Source organism: Achromobacter sp. EG18 (assembly GCF_059759395.1).
In genome coordinates this window covers 4,416,587-4,431,353 of sequence record NZ_CM186213.1, presented here as the reverse complement: position 1 = coordinate 4,431,353, position 14,767 = coordinate 4,416,587, and the positions used below count along the sequence as shown (strand labels likewise).

Below are 14,767 nucleotides of genomic sequence, written 5' to 3'. Positions count from 1 at the left end.
ACCATGACGGGCAACACACACTCTTCATGCCCCCTCCGCTCCAACAACGCCTCAACTCTCGACATACGCAGGCCGGCGCGGCGAGGGGCGGGCGGGGCGCGCCGTGTAGATGCGCCCGAGGGAATCCGTAGGCAGCCGCCGCAGGCGGCAACGAGGATGACGATGGGGCAGTCCGGAGCGAAGGCTCCGGACCGCAATCGTAGGCGCGCCCCGCCCGCCCCTCGCCGCGCCGGCCGACCTACGAAGAAAGATTCGCGAGCAGAAAACAAAAAGCCGGCAAGCCGCAACAGCGACCCACCGGCTTCCAGCCGATCAGAGAAACGCTCAAACGGGATAAGTCCCTGGCAGCAGAATGCTCCGATCCCCGACTTCGATATTGCGCCGCCCGCAAAGCGCCATCGTCGTATCCATTTCCTTGTACAGGATCTCCAGCACGCGCTTGACGCCCGCCTGCCCATATGCGCCCAGGCCGTAAAGGAACGCCCGCCCGATCATCGCGCCGCGCGCGCCCAGCGCCACCGCCTTGAGGATGTCCTGCCCCGAGCGCACGCCCCCATCCATCCACACTTCGATCTTCGACCCCACCGCATCCGCGATCGACGGCAGCGCCGCGATCGAGGACATCGCGCCATCGAGCTGGCGTCCGCCGTGGTTGCTGACGATCAGCGCATCCGCGCCACTGTTGGCCGCCAGCTGCGCATCCTCGACATCCAGGATGCCCTTGATGATCAGCTTGCCGCCCCAACGCTGCTTGATCCATTCCACATCGTCCCAGCTCAACCGCGGATCGAACTGCTCGGCCGTCCACGACGACAGCGACGACAGGTCGCTCACGCCCTTGGCGTGGCCGACGATGTTGCCGAAAGTGCGGCGCTTGGTGCCCAGCATGCCCAGGCACCAGCGCGGCTTGGTCGCCAGGTTGATCAGATTGCGGATCGTCGGCTTGGGCGGCGTCGACAGCCCGTTCTTGATGTCCTTGTGGCGCTGCCCCAGGATCTGCAGGTCCAGCGTCAGCACCAGTGCCGAGCAGCCAGCGGCCTTGGCGCGGTCGATCAGGTCGCCGACGAATTCGCGGTCGCGCATCACGTAGAGCTGGAACCAGAACGGCTTGCCGGTGGCCGCGGCCACGTCTTCCAGCGAGCAGATGCTCATGGTCGACAGCGTGAACGGCACGCCGAAATCGGCCGCCGCCTTGGCCGCCAGGATCTCGCCATCGGCGTGCTGCATGCCGGTCAGGCCCGTCGGCGAAATCGCCAGCGGCATCACCGCCTCCTGGCCCACCAGCGTGGTGCGCAGCGAGCGGCCTTCCATGTTCACCGCCACGCGCTGGCGCAGCTTGATCTTCTGGAAATCGCTTTCGTTGGCGCGGTACGTGCCTTCCGTCCAGGCGCCCGAATCGGCGTAGTCGTAGAACATGCGCGGCACGCGCTTGCGCGCAATCGCGCGCAGGTCTTCGATGCAGGTGATCGTGGAGAGGTCAGCGGTCATGGTTGTTTTTCTGGGGAAAGTGGAACGCGATTGCGCGGCGACCGGCCCCGCGCGAACCCGCTGCGCCGACCAGGGCGCCCGCCGTCCACGCCGGGCGCCAGGGCCCCGCGGCGCCGCCCAGTATACGCGCCGGGGCCGGCAAGCGCCCCTTGCCGGCCCCGTGTCCCCCATTCGTCGCGACCGCTTTCACGGCCACTGTGTGCCGACCGCTACCTCGGCCAGACCTTGCTTACCGCCCTTATCGTGGCCCACGCCACCCAGCGCGGGCTGGTCAGGCGCGCCCCCGGCAGGCGCCGCATCACGTCCACCGCCAGGCCGCCGCGGCGATGCCATTCCTTCTTGCGGGTCTGGCTGTCGGTCCAGCGGCCTTCGAGCCACGGAAATTCGCGCCGCCCCGGCTTGTAGACCGGCGGCGTGTTGTAGATCAGGATGTACGCCAGGCGCGGCTGCGGCGAGGTGTTTGCGCCGGTGAAATGCAGCGTGCGCGCATCGTGCACGGTGCAGCCGCCGGGTTGCAGCGGCTCGGGCACCGCCTGGTCGCGCGGAAAGTCAGCGCAGCATTCCAGCGGATGCAGCGTCTTGTCGCCGCCGGGCGAGCGGTGCTCCAGCACCTCGCCCTTGTTCGATCCCGGAATGAACTGCATGCAGCCGTTCTCCAGCGTCGCCGGTTGCAGCGCCAGCCAGATGCTCAACTCGTTGTAGACGAAGTCCGGCGAACGGAATGCCTCGTCCTGGTGCCACGGCGTCTCGGGTCCGACCAACGCCGGCTTGAGCAGCGCGTGCTCGCCATACAGCGCGGCGTCCTCGCCCAGCAGCTGGCGCGCCAGCTCCAGCGTGCGCTCGTGATAGGCGGTCTTCAGCAGGCCCGGGGCATAATGGCGCGGATCGTGCAGACTGGGAAACTTGGCCGGCTTGGACGGGTCGTCGCGGCTGATGAAGTCGTATTGCGCCCCCTCGTTGTAGCCGGTCTTGTTCGCGAACAATTCCAGCAGCGTGCGCCGGATATAGCCCACCTCGTCCTGTGGGCACATATCTTGCAGGGCCAGGTAGCCCTGTTCCCTGTAGCGCGCTGTTTCTGCTTCCGACAACAAACTGGTCTCTTCCATAATGGCTTCTCCAAGCTTTGCTTGCGGGCGTTCCCGTTGGCACGTTTTGACATGTGCTCTAACGTATCGCTTCGATGCCCGGGGGGCCTATCGATCATCCGCTGTAGCCGGAAGCGTCTAATGCACCGGCGCGCCGCGGCGCATCATCCGAAGGATTTTCAATGCAAGACACCCATATCGAAACCGTCCATGTCACCGTCAGCGGCACCGTGCAAGGCGTGGGCTATCGCCACGCGGCCGTCAGGCGCGCGCATCTGCTGGGCGCGCGCGGCTGGGTGCAGAACATGCTGGATGGCACGGTCGAAGCCCTGGTGCAGGGCACGCCCGACCAGGTGGACCACATGCTGGAATGGTTGCGGCGCGGCCCGCCAGGGGCCGAGGTCACCGAAATGGTCACGCGCCGCGAATACACCGACAAGCGCTACGCGCATTTCGAACAGCTGTAGCGCGCCGCGACGGACGCGCCGCTCATCCAAATGACGGAGCGAGAAAGAATGAGGGCCGCCGCGTGAGCGGCGCGGCAGGGGACCCGCGCAACGCCGTCAGCGGTTGCGCAGCCAGCGCCCGCCGACCTGGTTGATGACCAGGCCCGCCAGCACGCAGCCCGCGCCCGCCCATTGCAGCGGCCGCAGATGCTCGTCGAAGGCCGCGGACGCGGCCCACAGGCCCACCACCGGCACCAGCAGCGAGAACGGCGCGATCTTGGCGGCCGGATGGCGCGTCAGCAGCTGCGTCCACAACGTATAGGCCAGCAAGGTCGCCAGCACCGCCAGGTACAGCACCGACAGCGCCTCGCCCCAGCCGATGCCCAGGATCATGGCCGCCACCGCGTCCCAGCCGTCGGCCATCACCGCCAGCGCCAGGAAGGGCAGCACCGGCGCGGCGCTGCTCCAGGCGATGAAGGCGAATGGATCGTAGCCGGGCGCCTTGCGGCTGGCCAGCCGCACGATGATATTGGACACCGCCCACATGAACGCGGCGCCCAGCGTCAGCACGAAACCCACCATGGTCATCTGCCCCGGCCCTTCGCCCCGGCCGGCGGCAATCACCGCCAGGCCCAGCGCGGCCACCGCCAGCCCGGCCCAGTGATGCGGCCGGGCGCGCTCGCGCAGCATCGGCGCGGCCAGCAACAAGGTGAAGAACGCCTGGGTCTGGATCACCAGCGAGGCCATGCCCGCCGGCATGCCGAACTTGAGGGCCGTGAACAGCAGGCCGAACTGGCCCAGGCCCTGCACCAGCCCGTAGGCCGCGATCCAGCGCCACGGCAGGCGCGGCGGCCGTACGAAGAGGATGAGGGGGAACGCCGCCAGGGCGAATCGCAAGGCCCCCAGCATCATGGGCGAGAGGCCTTTGAGGCCGATCTTCATGACGACGAAGTTCAGGCCCCAGATCACCACTACCGCCAGCGCGCAGAGATAATCTTTCTTGGAGAGGTGGGTAGCGGACATCCCTGCATTATCGCATCGCCCGCCCCCGAAAAACGCCGATTCAGCGGCTTGCCAGCACCTTTTTGAAGGCCTCGATGGCGCGGTCGATATCCTCGTCGTCGATATGGCGGTGCGTCACGCAGCGCAACCGCGTGCGGCCCCACGGGCGCGTCAGCAGCCCCGCGCTTTCCAGCGCCGTGACCCAATGGGCATTGGTCATGCCGGTATCGGCGGTCTCGACCTGCACGATGTTGGTCTGCGGCACCGTCGCCGACAAGGATGGGTCGAGCCGGTTCAGGCCGTCGCTCAGGCGACGGGCGCGCGCATGGTCCTCGACCAGGCGGTCGCCCATGGTCTGCACGCCTTCCAGCCCGGCCGCGGCCATGATACCGGCCTGGCGCTGGGTGCCGCCAAGCATGCGGCGCAGCATGCGGGCGCGCGCCATCACCGGCCGCGCGCCGGTCAGCACCGCGCCCACCGGCGCGCTCAGCCCTTTGGACAGGCACAGCGACACCGTGTCGGCGTGGCGCGTGATCTCGGCCGGCGCCACGCCCAGCGCGACGGCGGCGTTGAACAGACGCGCGCCGTCCAGGTGTACCGGCACGCCGCAGGCCTGCGCCATGCCATGGACCGCCTGCATGTGGTCCAGCGGCAGCACCGCGCCACCAGCGTTGTTGTGCGAGGTTTCCATCGCCACCAGCGCGGTCTTGAGCTTGTGGCCGCCGGATTGCATCGCGTCTTCCAGGCGGTTCAGGTCCATGGCGCCATCGGTGCCCGGCACGCCCTGGTAGAACAGGCCGGTGAAGGTGGCGGCGCCGCGCTCGGACGTGTACATGTGCGCGGCGGACTCCAGCACCACCTGCTCGTTGCGCTGGGTCTGCGCCAGCACGGCCAGCAGGTTGGCCATGGTGCAGCTGGGCACGAACAGTCCGGCTTCCTTGCCCAGGCGCGCCGCCACGTGGGCCTCCAGCGCGCGCACGCTGGGGTCGCCGTCGAGCCCGTCGTCACCGATCGGGGCGGTGCGCATGCGCTCGTACATGGCGGCGGTGGGGTGGGTCACCGTGTCGCTGCGCAGGTCGACGAGTGCGCTGGAAGAGTCGACGGAAATCCGCTGGGTCATAACGATCAGTGCTGCAGAATTTTGGAAAGAAACTGGCGCGTGCGCGGCGCGCGCGCCTCGACATCGTCGAAGAACGCCGCCTTCGGGCAGTCTTCGACGATCTTGCCGCCGTCCATGAAGATCACACGGTCGGCGACACGGCGGGCGAATCCCATTTCATGGGTCACCACCATCATCGTCATGCCTTCGCCGGCCAGGTCGGTCATCACGTCCAGCACTTCGTTGACCATCTCCGGGTCCAGCGCCGAGGTCGGCTCGTCGAACAGCATCACCACCGGGTCCATCGACAGGGCGCGGGCGATCGCCACGCGCTGCTGCTGGCCGCCGGACAGCTCGCCCGGATGCTTGTCCTTGTGCGCCGACAGGCCGACCCGCTCCAGCAGTGCCAGCGCGCGGGCGCGGGCCTCGTCCTTGCCGCGCTTGAGCACCTTGACCTGGCCCAGGCACAGGTTCTCGGTCACCGACAGGTGCGGGAACAGCTCGAAGTGCTGGAACACCATGCCGGCCACCGAACGCAGCTTGGGCAGGTTGGTGCGCGGATCGCCCACCTGGATGCCGTTGACCACGATCTCGCCCTTCTGGAAGGGTTCGAGCGCGTTCACGGTCTTGATCAGCGTCGACTTGCCCGAGCCGGAGGGGCCGCACACCACCACCACCTCGCCGCGGCCAACGGTGGTGCTGCAATCATCCAGCACCTGGAAGTCGCCATACCACTTGCTGACCTGCTTGATCTCGATCATCGGGGGTTTCGAAGAGAGTTGCATCGTTGGACCTGTGGATAACCTGGGCGCCTAGCGCAGCACCCGCACGCGCTTTTCCAGCCGTTTGACCAGACGGGATGCCGTGAAGCAGATCACGAAATACACCACCGCCACGAAGAGATAGAGTTCCACCAGCCGGCCGTCGCGCTGGCCGATCTTGGACGCCGCGCCCAGGAAGTCGGTCAGCGACAGCACGTACACCAGCGAAGTGTCCTGGAACAGGATGATGACCCGCGTCAGCAGCGCCGGCACCATGTTGCGGATGGCCTGCGGCAGGATCACGTAGCGCATGCCCTGCCAGTGGTTCAGGCCCAGCGCCATGCTGGCCGAGACCTGGCCGCGCGCGATCGACTGGATGCCGGCGCGCATGATCTCGCAGAAGTACGCGGCCTCGAACAGCGTGAAGGTCACCACCGCCGAATTGAAGGCCCCCACCCGCAGCGGCGTGGGCGAACCCACGATCCAGGCGGCGATATAGGGCACCAGGAAGTAGAACCAGAAGATCACCAGCAGCAGCGGCACCGAACGCATCACGTTCACGTAGATGCCCGCCGGCACCGACAGGATCCTGAAGCGCGACAGCCGCATCATGGCCAGCACCGTGCCCAGCGCCAGCCCCATCACCGCCGCCAGCAGCGTCAGGGTCAGCGTGAAGGTCATGCCGGTCTGGAACAGGTACGGCAGCGCGCTGCCGATGACGTCGAAATCGAATTTGCCCATGTCGATTCCTAGCGTCCGTTCCTGGCCGCCGCGCCGATCAGGCCGGGGACCGCCACATGGCGTTCAAGCAGGCGCATGCCCAGCACCACGATGCCGTTCAGGATCAGGTAGATCACGGTCGCGGCCGTGAAGGCTTCGAAGATATGGAAGCTGAACTCCGCCATCGAGCGGGTCTGCCCGGTCAGCTCCAGCAGGCCGATGGTCAGCGCCACCGACGAATACTTGATCGTGCCCATGAACTCCGAAGTCAGAGGCGGCAGCACGATGCGATAGGCCTCGGGCAGGATGATGTAGCGGTACACCTGCGTCTCGGTCAGCCCCAGCGCCGTGCCCGCCTGGAACTGGCCGCGCGGCAGTGACTGGATGCCCGCGCGCAGCTGCTCGGCCACGCGCGCCGAGCCATAGAAGCCCAGGCACAACACCGCCGGCAGGAATTGGCCCCAGGGCTGCGGCATCTGCTTCATCGCCAGGCCCCAGGCGTGCGGCAACAGCTCGGGCAGCACGAAATACCAGAGGAACATCTGCACCAGCAGCGGCACGTTGCGGAAAATCTCGACATAGGTCGCGCCGATGGCATTGGCCAGGCGCGACGAGGCGGTGCGCATCACGCCCAGGCACGACCCCAGCAACAGCGAAAACACCCATGCCGTCAGGGCCAGCGCCAGGGTCCAGCCCACGCCGATCAGGATCGTCTCCAGGAAGGTATGCACGCCGTCGGGCGACATCTCCAGGAAGATGCTCCAGCTCCAGTTGTAGTTCATGCTTCAGGACCTGTGGACAACGAAAGAAAAAGGCGCCGGCGGGCGGCGCCCTGGATCGCGCGGCGCCGCGGCGGCCCCGTCATGGAGCGCCGCGGCATGCCGGCTTACTCGTAGGCCTTGGGATCGCCGGAGTCGGTCGGATGCGCCAGCGCGCGCTTGAGCGCGTCGCTCATCGGGTACTTCAGGTTGATCTGCTTGGGCGGGATCGGCGAATTGAAGTACTTGTCGTAGATCGCGGCGACGCGGCCGCTCTTCATCATGTCGAGCACGGCGTCGTCCACCACCTTCTTGAAGGCCGGGTCGTCCTTGGGCTGCATGATGCCGTAGGGCGCCAGCTCCAGGCCCTTGGTGCCGATCACGAACACGTCCGGATTCTTGGACGAGGCCACCACGCCATAGGCGATGCCGTCGTCATTGGCCGACCCGGCGGCGCGGCCGGATTCCACCATCAGCAGCGTTTCCGCCGTATCCTTGGTGGGTGCCATGCTGATGCCCAGGTTGCCCTCGGCGTTCAGGCGCGAAATCAGCTTGAAGGTCTGGCCGCCAGCCTGCGCGGCGATGGTCTTGCCACGGAACGACGCCAGGTTGTTGGGATCGACGCCGCCATCCTTGCGCGCCACCAGCACCACCTGCGCCACGAACGTGGTGGGCGCGAACGACACCAGCTTGTGGCGTTCCAGGTTGTTGGTGGTGTTGCCGCACTCCAGGTCGATGGTGCCGTTGGCCAGCAGCGGGATGCGCGTGGCCGACGTGGTGGGGTTGTAGCGCACGTCCAGCTTGGGCAGCTTGAGGGCGGTCTTGATGTGCTGGGCGATTTCCTGGCAGATCTCGACGGTGTAGCCGATCGGCTTCTGGTTGCCGTCCAGGTAGGCGAACGGCACCGAGGTCTCGGGATGGCCGATGGTGATCACGCCGGTATCGCGGATCTTGTCCAGGCGGCTGGGGCCTTCGGCGTGGGCGGCGGCGCTGCCGAACAGGGCGGCGGCGACCGAAATCGCGGCAAGTGCTTTCATCGTATTCCCTTGGCGCCGATCGTGCGGCGCGTGTTTATGTTCACGAACAGCGGTGCCGGATTGCAGGCGGCCCGCCGCGTCCCGCGATGAGCCCCGCGGCTGGCAAAAAGTATCAACTAGCGTTATGGTTTTATCCAGTTCCAATCGGGTATTCCTCTATACGGATTTGATATGGCCATTACACGAATGGGCTTGCGACACATCGAAGCTTTCCGGGCCGTCATGATGACCGGATCCATGACGGCGGCGGCGCGCCGAGTGCATACCTCGCAGCCGCACGTTAGCCGCTTAATCGCGCAATTGGAAGCAATCACCCAGTTTCCCCTGTTCGATCGCAATGGCAGCCGCCTGACCCCCACGCAGGATGGGTCGCGCTTCTTTCAAGAGGTTGAAAAGACCTTCATCGGCCTGGCCGGCCTGGAATCGGCGGCGGCCAGCATCCGCTCGTTCAGCGCCAGCCGCCTGAGCGTGGCGGCCATGCCGCGCCTGGCCGGCGGCCTGCTGGCGCGCATCGTGGCCGCCTTCAAGACCGAATACCCGGACGTCATGGTCTCGATCCATTCCGGCAACGCCAGCGCCGTGCACAACTGGATCAGCTCGGGCTTCTGCGACACCGGCCTGGCCATGCTGTCGGGCGACAGCCCCGGCATCCAGGTCGAGCCGGTGCTGACCATGAACTGCGTGGCGGTGCTGCCCAAGGGCCACCGGCTGACCAAGCTGAAAAAGCTCAAGCCCGCCGATTTCGCCGGCGAACCCTTCATCGCCTTCCCCAGCGCCACGCCGCTGCGCGAAAAGATCGACGCGGTCTTCAAGGCCGCCAAGGTCGAGCGCCAGACGGTGGCCGAGGCCGGCCTGGGTTCATCCGTCTGTGCGCTGGTCGGCGCCGGCCTGGGCGTGGCGCTGATCAATCCGCTGGCCGCGCGCGAGGAATACGAGGCCAACGGCGTCGAGGTCCGCCCCTTCAGCCCGGCGGTGCCGGTCACGGTGGCGCTGCTGTACCCGCCGTACCATACCCGCACCCGGCTGGTGAGCGTGTTCTCGCGCTATGCGCACCAGTTGATGCAGGAGGAAATGGCGGACCTGAAGGCGCGGCCGGGGCGATGAGGGCAGCGGCCCCGTCGCCCGGAAACGACAAGGCCCCGGAATCGGGGCCTTTTTTTTGCCTGCGGCGGCCCGCCGTCAGGCGGTCGCGCCGTCCGGGCGCGGCTCGCGCAAATCCAGCCACGCCACCAGCAGCAATCCTCCGGCCAGCCCCAGATGCTCATAGAACGCATTGGCGGCCATGAAGCGCTCCTGCCCGGGCGCCATTTCCCAATAGCGCAGCGCAATGCCCGTGGCCACCAGCGTGAAGGCGGCCAGCGCCAGCGCCCCCAGCCAGCGCAACCGCCCCACCAGGATCATGGCGGATGCCAGCAGTTCCAATACGATCACCAACACCGCGAACACCGGCCCCGGCGCCAGCCCAAAATGCGCCATCTCCGCCAGCGCGCCGGGAAAGTCGGTCAGCTTGACCAGCCCGCCCTGTAGATAGGCGGCGCACAGGCCCAGATAGGCCAGGAACCGCACGGCAGGGGAACCGAACAACGGCCGGGCCAGGCCGGCCAGCCGCTGTTCCCATTGGAAGGTCGCGTTCATGGCCGGCCTCCTCAGACTGCCCAGCAGGAACAACCCAGGGCGCCGAAGAAGCCCTGGAGGTCGGAACTGGGCGCGTTCGAGGCCCAGGCCTTGGCGTGGTCATGCCCATGCAGCCCGCAGCTGCTGGCGCAAGCGCAGGCCGCCATGTTGCGGTAACCCAGCGAATTGCGGCCGGCGCCGTCGGGATCGCCCCAGGCGGCATAGCCGCCGAACAGGCGCGTGGGCGACCAGTCCGGCATGGCGGGCGGCAGCGGGTTGTCATCGAGCGGCCCGAATTCGCCCGCGCCGTAGACCACGCGGCCGCCGACCACGGTCAGCTCCGACGTCAGGAACGAGATCTCATCCTCGCTGCAACGTAAATAGTCCTTGCTCGGCACGATGAAATCGGCCAACTGGCCCGGCTGGATGCGGCCGCGCTTGCCTTCCTCGTTGGCGAACCAGGCCACGTTCTCGGTCCACATGCGCAGCGCGGTCTCGCGGTCCAGGCAGTTGCGCGCCGGATAGAGGCGGGTGCCGCCCACGGTCTTGCCGGTCACCATCCACGACAGTGACACCCACGGGTTGTAGGAGGCGACCCGGGTGGCGTCGGTGCCGGCCGAGACCTTCACGCCGCGATCCAGCATCTTGGCGATGGGGGGCGTGGCCTCGGCCGCGGCCGCGCCGTAGCGCTCGATGAAGTACTCGCCCTGGTAGGCCATGCGGTGCTGCACGGCGATGCCGCCGCCCAGCGCGGCGATGCGGTCGATCGACTTGTCCGAGATCGTCTCGGCATGGTCGAAGAACCAGTTCAGGCCGGTCAGCGGCGTGTCCTGGTTGACCTTCTCGAACACATCCAGCGCGCGTGAAATGGTCTCGTCATAGGTGGCATGCAGCCGCCACGGCCACTTGTTCTGCACCAGCACGCGCACCACTTCCTCCAGCTCGCCCTCCATCTCCGGCGGCATGTCCGGGCGTTCGACGCGGAAGTCCTCGAAGTCGGCGGCCGAGAACACCAGCATTTCGCCGGCGCCGTTGTGGCGGAAGTAGTCGGTGCCCTGCTTGTACTTCACGCTCGAGGTCCACTTGAGGAAGTCTTCCTTCTCCTGCTTGGGCTTCTGCGTGAACAGGTTGTAGGCCAGCCGCACCGTCATCTGGCCTTCGTCGGCCAGCTTCTGGATCACGGCATAGTCGTCGGGGTAGTTCTGGAAACCGCCCCCCGCGTCGATCACGCCGGTCACGCCCAGGCGGTTCAGCTCGCGCATGAAATGGCGCGTGGAATTGACCTGGTAGTCGAACGGCAGCTTGGGGCCCTTGGCCAGCGTGGCGTACAGGATGGTCGCGTTCGGCTTGGCCAGGAGCAGCCCGGTGGGGTTGCCCTGCGCATCGCGGATGATCTCGCCGCCCGGCGGATTGGGCGTGGTCTTGGTGTAGCCCACCGCGCGCAGCGCGGCGCCGTTGAGCAGGGCGCGGTCATACAGGTGCAGCAGGAACACCGGCGTGTCGGGCGCGATGGCGTTGATTTCTTCGATCGTGGGCAGGCGTTTCTCGGCGAACTGGTGCTCGGTGAACCCGCCCACCACCCGCACCCATTGCGGCGCCGGCGTGATGGCGACCTGGCGCTTGAGCATCGCCATGGCGTCGGCCAGCGAGCGCACGCCGTCCCAGCGCAGCTCCATGTTGTAGTTCAGGCCGCCGCGCACCACGTGCGTGTGGTTGTCGAACAGGCCGGGCAGGGCGCCGCGCTGCTTGAGATCGACGCGCCGGGTGGCCGGCCCGGCCAGCGCCATGACCTCGGCGTCGGTGCCGACCGCGACGAAGCGGCCGTCTTTGATCGCCACGGCGCTGGCCAGCGGCTTGGCGCGGTCCAGGGTCGTGATGCGGCCATTGTGGAAAATGATGTCGGGCGTGGCGTTTGAGGCGTTTGACATGGGGGGTTCTCCTTTGGAACGGGCAGGGGCGCATCCGCCCAAGAGGCTGCTCAGTGCAAGCGTGGAGGCAGCACCGATAAGGTCGCGGCGAGTCGGCATGCGATTATCTCCTTTGGTGACGGGAAGGAATCAGCTTTGGTCTTTGCCCTGCGCCTGGCGGCCGGGCAGCTGGCCGAACACGTGGCTGACCGCCTTCTCCTTGTCGCAGGCGGCGGCGAAGGCGGTGCCGTTCAGCAGTTGCTTGCCCACCGGCACGATCTGTTCGCCGACCAGGATGCCGAGCAGGCCGATCAGCGCCACCAGCGGCGGCGCGGGCGAACGCACCTGCAGCAGGCTGTACACCACGCCGACCAGCAGGCCGGCGCCCAGGGAAAGTAGATAGATCTTCATGTGCGTCCTCGTGTGTGATGGGGTCATGCATGGGTATCGGCCAACAGCAGCTCGGCATCATCCAACGCGGTGATGCGCAGGTCGATTTCGTCCAGGATCGCGGCGCCGTCGCCGCTGCCGATCTCGACCTCGTTGACGGTCAGGCGTCCCTTGGAAGACACCAGGTAGCCACGGCGCCGTCCGTGCGCAAAGCGGTAGGTGGCGGCTTCGCCGGCCTTGAGCGCCACCGCCAGCACGCGCGCGTCGCTGCGGATCGGCAGGGCGTCGTCGTCGCCCTCGATGCCGCTGGCCAGCGTGATGAACCGGCCGTTGCAGGCCTCGCGGGCGAACGACTTGCGGCCCCAGCTGGGCGGCACGCCGCGGCGGTCCGGCTCGATCCAGATCTGGAACACGCGCGCCGGCCCGCCTTCCATATTGAATTCCGCGTGCGTCAAGCCCTTGCCCGCGCTCATGACCTGCACGTCGCCGGCGCGCGTGCGGCCGCGGTTGCCCAGGTCATCCTCGTGCGTCAGCGCGCCTTCGCGCACGCAGGTAATGATTTCCACATCGGTATGCAGCAGCGGCGGAAAGCCCGCGCCCGGCGCGATGGTCTCATCGTTCCAGGCTCGTAGCGCCCCCCAGCGCATGCGCGCGGGATCCTGGTAGTTGGCAAAGGAGAAATGGTGCTTCACGTCGAGCCAGCCACGGCGGGCATGGCCCAGGGTAGTAAGGGGACGGCGCTCGATCATGACGAGACTCCAGGTCGGGTGAATGGTGCCGCGCGATGCGGTCAGCGTTTCAACGCCAGGAAGTGATGCACTTCGGGCTTGTCGGGGCCGATGTGAAAGCGCAGCGCCTCGGCCTGCAGGTCGGCGTCGGCATGCGAGACGCGATGATGCTGGCGCAAATGCTCGGCCCACGACTCCACGAAGAACCACTCCATCACGCGCTCCGGATCGCCGGTATGCTCAACCACGCCCCAGGCGTAGGCGCCGTCGCGCAGCCGCTCCTGCGACAGGCGCTGCATCGCTTCCAGGAAGGCGGGACGATCCGCCTGCCGAACGCGATACTCGACCTGGATCAGCACCGGACCGCGGTCATTGGCCACCAGCGCGGACACCAGCGGCTCGGGCCAGTGGTTCGACGCCTGCAGGTCGGCCTCGCCCACCGGCAGCCGCGCCCGGTGAAACAGCAGCGCCACGGCCACCAGGCCGACCGCGCTGACCACCAGCGCATACGGCACGCCGATCTCCCGCGCCACCAGGCCCCAGCCCAGGCTGCCGGCCGCCATCGCGCCGTTGAACACCATCAGGTACACCGCCAGGCCGCGGCCGCGCACCCAGTTCGGCAGGATCGCCTGGGCCACGCCGTTGAACGTTGTCAACGCGGTGATCCAGCCCATGCCCAGCAGCACCAGCATCAGCACCGCCAGCCACTTGGGCGGCGCGAACACCAGCACGCCCATCACAACCGCGCTGACGACCGAGGCCAGCAACACCAGGCCGTCCGCATTGAGCTTGGCGCCCAGTTTCGGCATGACCAGGGCGCCAACAATGGCCCCTGCGCCCACCGCGCCGAGCAGCACGCCGTAGAAGCCGGAAGAGCCGCCCAGCATCTGCCGCGCCACCAGCGGCAGCAGGGCCCAGACCGCGCTGGCGAACAGGAAGAACACGGCGGCGCGCAGCAGCACGCGATGCAGTTCCTTGCTGGCCCGCGTGTAGCGCAGGCCGGCCCGGAACGCGCCGAAGAAATTCTCCGACAGGGCGCTATCGACCTTGGCCGGCCGCTTCCACCACAGCAGGGCCGCGATCACGAACACATAGCTCAAAACGTCCATGCCGTAGGTCACCGCCGCGCCGAAGCTGGCCAGGATCAGGCCGCCCGCCGCCGGACCGATGGCCCGAGCGATATTGATGCCCAGGGAATTGAGCGCCACCGCGCCCTTGAGGTCCTCGCGCGGCACCAGCTCGGGCACGATCGATTGCCAGGTCGGCCCCATCAGCGCCGCGCCGATGCCGCCGACGAACGTCAGCGCGATCAGGTAGTCCACCGTCAACGCGCCAAAGTGCGACAACAGCAGCAACGTGCCGCTGACCGATGCCAGCAGCAACTGCACGAAAATCAGGAAACGCCGGCGGTCCAGGATGTCCGACAGCACGCCGGCGGGAATCGCCAGCAGGAAGATGGGCAGCGTCGCCGCCGTCTGGATCAGCGCCACCGCCGCCGGGCTGGCCGACAGGTCGGTCACCAGCCACGAGCTGGCGACGTCGCGCATGAAGCTGCCGACGTTGCCCAGCACGGTGGCCGCCCACAGCACGGCAAAGACGGGTTGGCGCAGCGGCGCGAAGCCGCTGCCCGGAGAACGGGTGTTGTTGTTCGGCATGGAACGCTCCTGGATCGCTCGGGTCGCCAGGGGCGTTCATCATGCCGCCTGCCGTGTTCGAAAGAGAATCACGCCGG

The 14,767-nt window shown here is 67.4% G+C and carries 15 protein-coding genes; 2 read left to right on the top strand and 13 right to left on the bottom strand.

Annotation, left to right across the window (positions count from 1 at the left end):
* Positions 1-324: 324 nt before the first annotated feature.
* Together AC6CR5_RS20340 and AC6CR5_RS20335 are read right to left on the bottom strand one after the other, a co-directional pair.
* Positions 325-1,488: an alpha-hydroxy acid oxidase gene (locus AC6CR5_RS20340; RefSeq protein WP_006389517.1), complete on the bottom strand. Its 1,164-nt coding sequence runs from the start codon at positions 1,486-1,488 to the stop codon at positions 325-327.
* A gap of 209 nt (positions 1,489-1,697) precedes the next feature.
* Positions 1,698-2,594: a phytanoyl-CoA dioxygenase family protein gene (locus AC6CR5_RS20335; protein WP_047992363.1), complete on the bottom strand. Its 897-nt coding sequence runs from the start codon at positions 2,592-2,594 to the stop codon at positions 1,698-1,700.
* A 161-nt stretch (positions 2,595-2,755) separates the two neighbouring features.
* On the opposite strand from AC6CR5_RS20335, the gene AC6CR5_RS20330 reads away from it, so the two are divergent.
* The gene (locus tag AC6CR5_RS20330) at positions 2,756-3,040 is read left to right on the top strand and encodes an acylphosphatase (RefSeq protein WP_006389519.1); all 285 of its coding nucleotides are present in this window, start codon (positions 2,756-2,758) and stop codon (positions 3,038-3,040) included.
* A gap of 96 nt (positions 3,041-3,136) precedes the next feature.
* Here the strand turns inward: AC6CR5_RS20330 and AC6CR5_RS20325 are convergent, their stop codons facing one another.
* From AC6CR5_RS20325 to AC6CR5_RS20300, 6 genes are all read right to left on the bottom strand, one after another.
* Complete coding sequence (locus AC6CR5_RS20325) at positions 3,137-4,042, bottom strand: EamA family transporter (RefSeq protein WP_006389520.1); 906 nt, start codon at positions 4,040-4,042, stop codon at positions 3,137-3,139.
* A gap of 40 nt (positions 4,043-4,082) precedes the next feature.
* Positions 4,083-5,141: a threonine aldolase family protein gene (locus tag AC6CR5_RS20320; protein WP_020925761.1), complete on the bottom strand. Its 1,059-nt coding sequence runs from the start codon at positions 5,139-5,141 to the stop codon at positions 4,083-4,085.
* Positions 5,142-5,146: 5 nt separating this feature from the next.
* Positions 5,147-5,881 (bottom strand): amino acid ABC transporter ATP-binding protein, encoded by a 735-nt coding sequence (locus AC6CR5_RS20315; RefSeq protein WP_006389522.1) that lies wholly within the window; start codon positions 5,879-5,881, stop codon positions 5,147-5,149.
* Between the two features lie 51 nt (positions 5,882-5,932).
* Positions 5,933-6,622 (bottom strand): amino acid ABC transporter permease, encoded by a 690-nt coding sequence (locus tag AC6CR5_RS20310; protein ID WP_054442481.1) that lies wholly within the window; start codon positions 6,620-6,622, stop codon positions 5,933-5,935.
* Positions 6,623-6,630: 8 nt separating this feature from the next.
* A complete protein-coding gene (locus AC6CR5_RS20305) occupies positions 6,631-7,383 on the bottom strand; it encodes an amino acid ABC transporter permease (RefSeq protein WP_024067312.1) in 753 nt (250 codons plus the stop codon).
* A gap of 104 nt (positions 7,384-7,487) precedes the next feature.
* Complete coding sequence (locus tag AC6CR5_RS20300; RefSeq protein WP_006389525.1) at positions 7,488-8,396, bottom strand: amino acid ABC transporter substrate-binding protein; 909 nt, start codon at positions 8,394-8,396, stop codon at positions 7,488-7,490.
* A gap of 171 nt (positions 8,397-8,567) precedes the next feature.
* Here AC6CR5_RS20300 and AC6CR5_RS20295 point away from each other — a divergent pair, with 171 nt between their 5' ends.
* Positions 8,568-9,500, top strand: a complete 933-nt coding sequence (locus AC6CR5_RS20295) for a LysR substrate-binding domain-containing protein (protein ID WP_006389526.1) — start codon at positions 8,568-8,570, stop codon at positions 9,498-9,500.
* 75 nt (positions 9,501-9,575) lie between these two features.
* On the opposite strand, the gene AC6CR5_RS20290 is transcribed toward AC6CR5_RS20295, so the two are convergent.
* The 5 genes from AC6CR5_RS20290 to AC6CR5_RS20270 all read right to left on the bottom strand — a co-directional run bounded on the left by AC6CR5_RS20290 (position 9,576) and on the right by AC6CR5_RS20270 (position 14,690).
* Entirely contained in the window at positions 9,576-10,031 is a 456-nt protein-coding gene (locus AC6CR5_RS20290; RefSeq protein ID WP_006389527.1) for a DoxX family protein, read from the bottom strand.
* Positions 10,032-10,042: 11 nt separating this feature from the next.
* Positions 10,043-11,938, bottom strand: coding sequence for an amidohydrolase (locus AC6CR5_RS20285; RefSeq protein WP_498084870.1), 1,896 nt, complete (start codon positions 11,936-11,938; stop codon positions 10,043-10,045).
* A 129-nt stretch (positions 11,939-12,067) separates the two neighbouring features.
* Positions 12,068-12,328, bottom strand: coding sequence for a XapX domain-containing protein (locus AC6CR5_RS20280; RefSeq protein WP_054498119.1), 261 nt, complete (start codon positions 12,326-12,328; stop codon positions 12,068-12,070).
* Between the two features lie 23 nt (positions 12,329-12,351).
* On the bottom strand, positions 12,352-13,056 hold the full coding sequence (locus tag AC6CR5_RS20275; protein ID WP_498084869.1) for a pirin family protein: 705 nt from the start codon (positions 13,054-13,056) through the stop codon (positions 12,352-12,354).
* A gap of 41 nt (positions 13,057-13,097) precedes the next feature.
* A complete protein-coding gene (locus AC6CR5_RS20270; RefSeq protein ID WP_498084868.1) occupies positions 13,098-14,690 on the bottom strand; it encodes an MFS transporter in 1,593 nt (530 codons plus the stop codon).
* Between the last annotated feature and the right edge of the window lie 77 nt (positions 14,691-14,767).

Bases quoted from the DNA above. Each gene is read 5' to 3' on its own strand.
- AC6CR5_RS20340 (WP_006389517.1), bottom strand. From the start codon at position 1,488: ATGACCGCTGACCTCTCCACGATCACCTGCATCGAAGACCTGCGCGCG.
- AC6CR5_RS20335 (WP_047992363.1), bottom strand. From the start codon at position 2,594: ATGGAAGAGACCAGTTTGTTGTCGGAAGCAGAAACAGCGCGCTACAGG.
- AC6CR5_RS20330 (WP_006389519.1), top strand. From the start codon at position 2,756: ATGCAAGACACCCATATCGAAACCGTCCATGTCACCGTCAGCGGCACC.
- AC6CR5_RS20325 (WP_006389520.1), bottom strand. From the start codon at position 4,042: ATGTCCGCTACCCACCTCTCCAAGAAAGATTATCTCTGCGCGCTGGCG.
- AC6CR5_RS20320 (WP_020925761.1), bottom strand. From the start codon at position 5,141: ATGACCCAGCGGATTTCCGTCGACTCTTCCAGCGCACTCGTCGACCTG.
- AC6CR5_RS20315 (WP_006389522.1), bottom strand. From the start codon at position 5,881: ATGATCGAGATCAAGCAGGTCAGCAAGTGGTATGGCGACTTCCAGGTG.
- AC6CR5_RS20310 (WP_054442481.1), bottom strand. From the start codon at position 6,622: ATGGGCAAATTCGATTTCGACGTCATCGGCAGCGCGCTGCCGTACCTG.
- AC6CR5_RS20305 (WP_024067312.1), bottom strand. From the start codon at position 7,383: ATGAACTACAACTGGAGCTGGAGCATCTTCCTGGAGATGTCGCCCGAC.
- AC6CR5_RS20300 (WP_006389525.1), bottom strand. From the start codon at position 8,396: ATGAAAGCACTTGCCGCGATTTCGGTCGCCGCCGCCCTGTTCGGCAGC.
- AC6CR5_RS20295 (WP_006389526.1), top strand. From the start codon at position 8,568: ATGGCCATTACACGAATGGGCTTGCGACACATCGAAGCTTTCCGGGCC.
- AC6CR5_RS20290 (WP_006389527.1), bottom strand. From the start codon at position 10,031: ATGAACGCGACCTTCCAATGGGAACAGCGGCTGGCCGGCCTGGCCCGG.
- AC6CR5_RS20285 (WP_498084870.1), bottom strand. From the start codon at position 11,938: ATGTCAAACGCCTCAAACGCCACGCCCGACATCATTTTCCACAATGGC.
- AC6CR5_RS20280 (WP_054498119.1), bottom strand. From the start codon at position 12,328: ATGAAGATCTATCTACTTTCCCTGGGCGCCGGCCTGCTGGTCGGCGTG.
- AC6CR5_RS20275 (WP_498084869.1), bottom strand. From the start codon at position 13,056: ATGATCGAGCGCCGTCCCCTTACTACCCTGGGCCATGCCCGCCGTGGC.
- AC6CR5_RS20270 (WP_498084868.1), bottom strand. From the start codon at position 14,690: ATGCCGAACAACAACACCCGTTCTCCGGGCAGCGGCTTCGCGCCGCTG.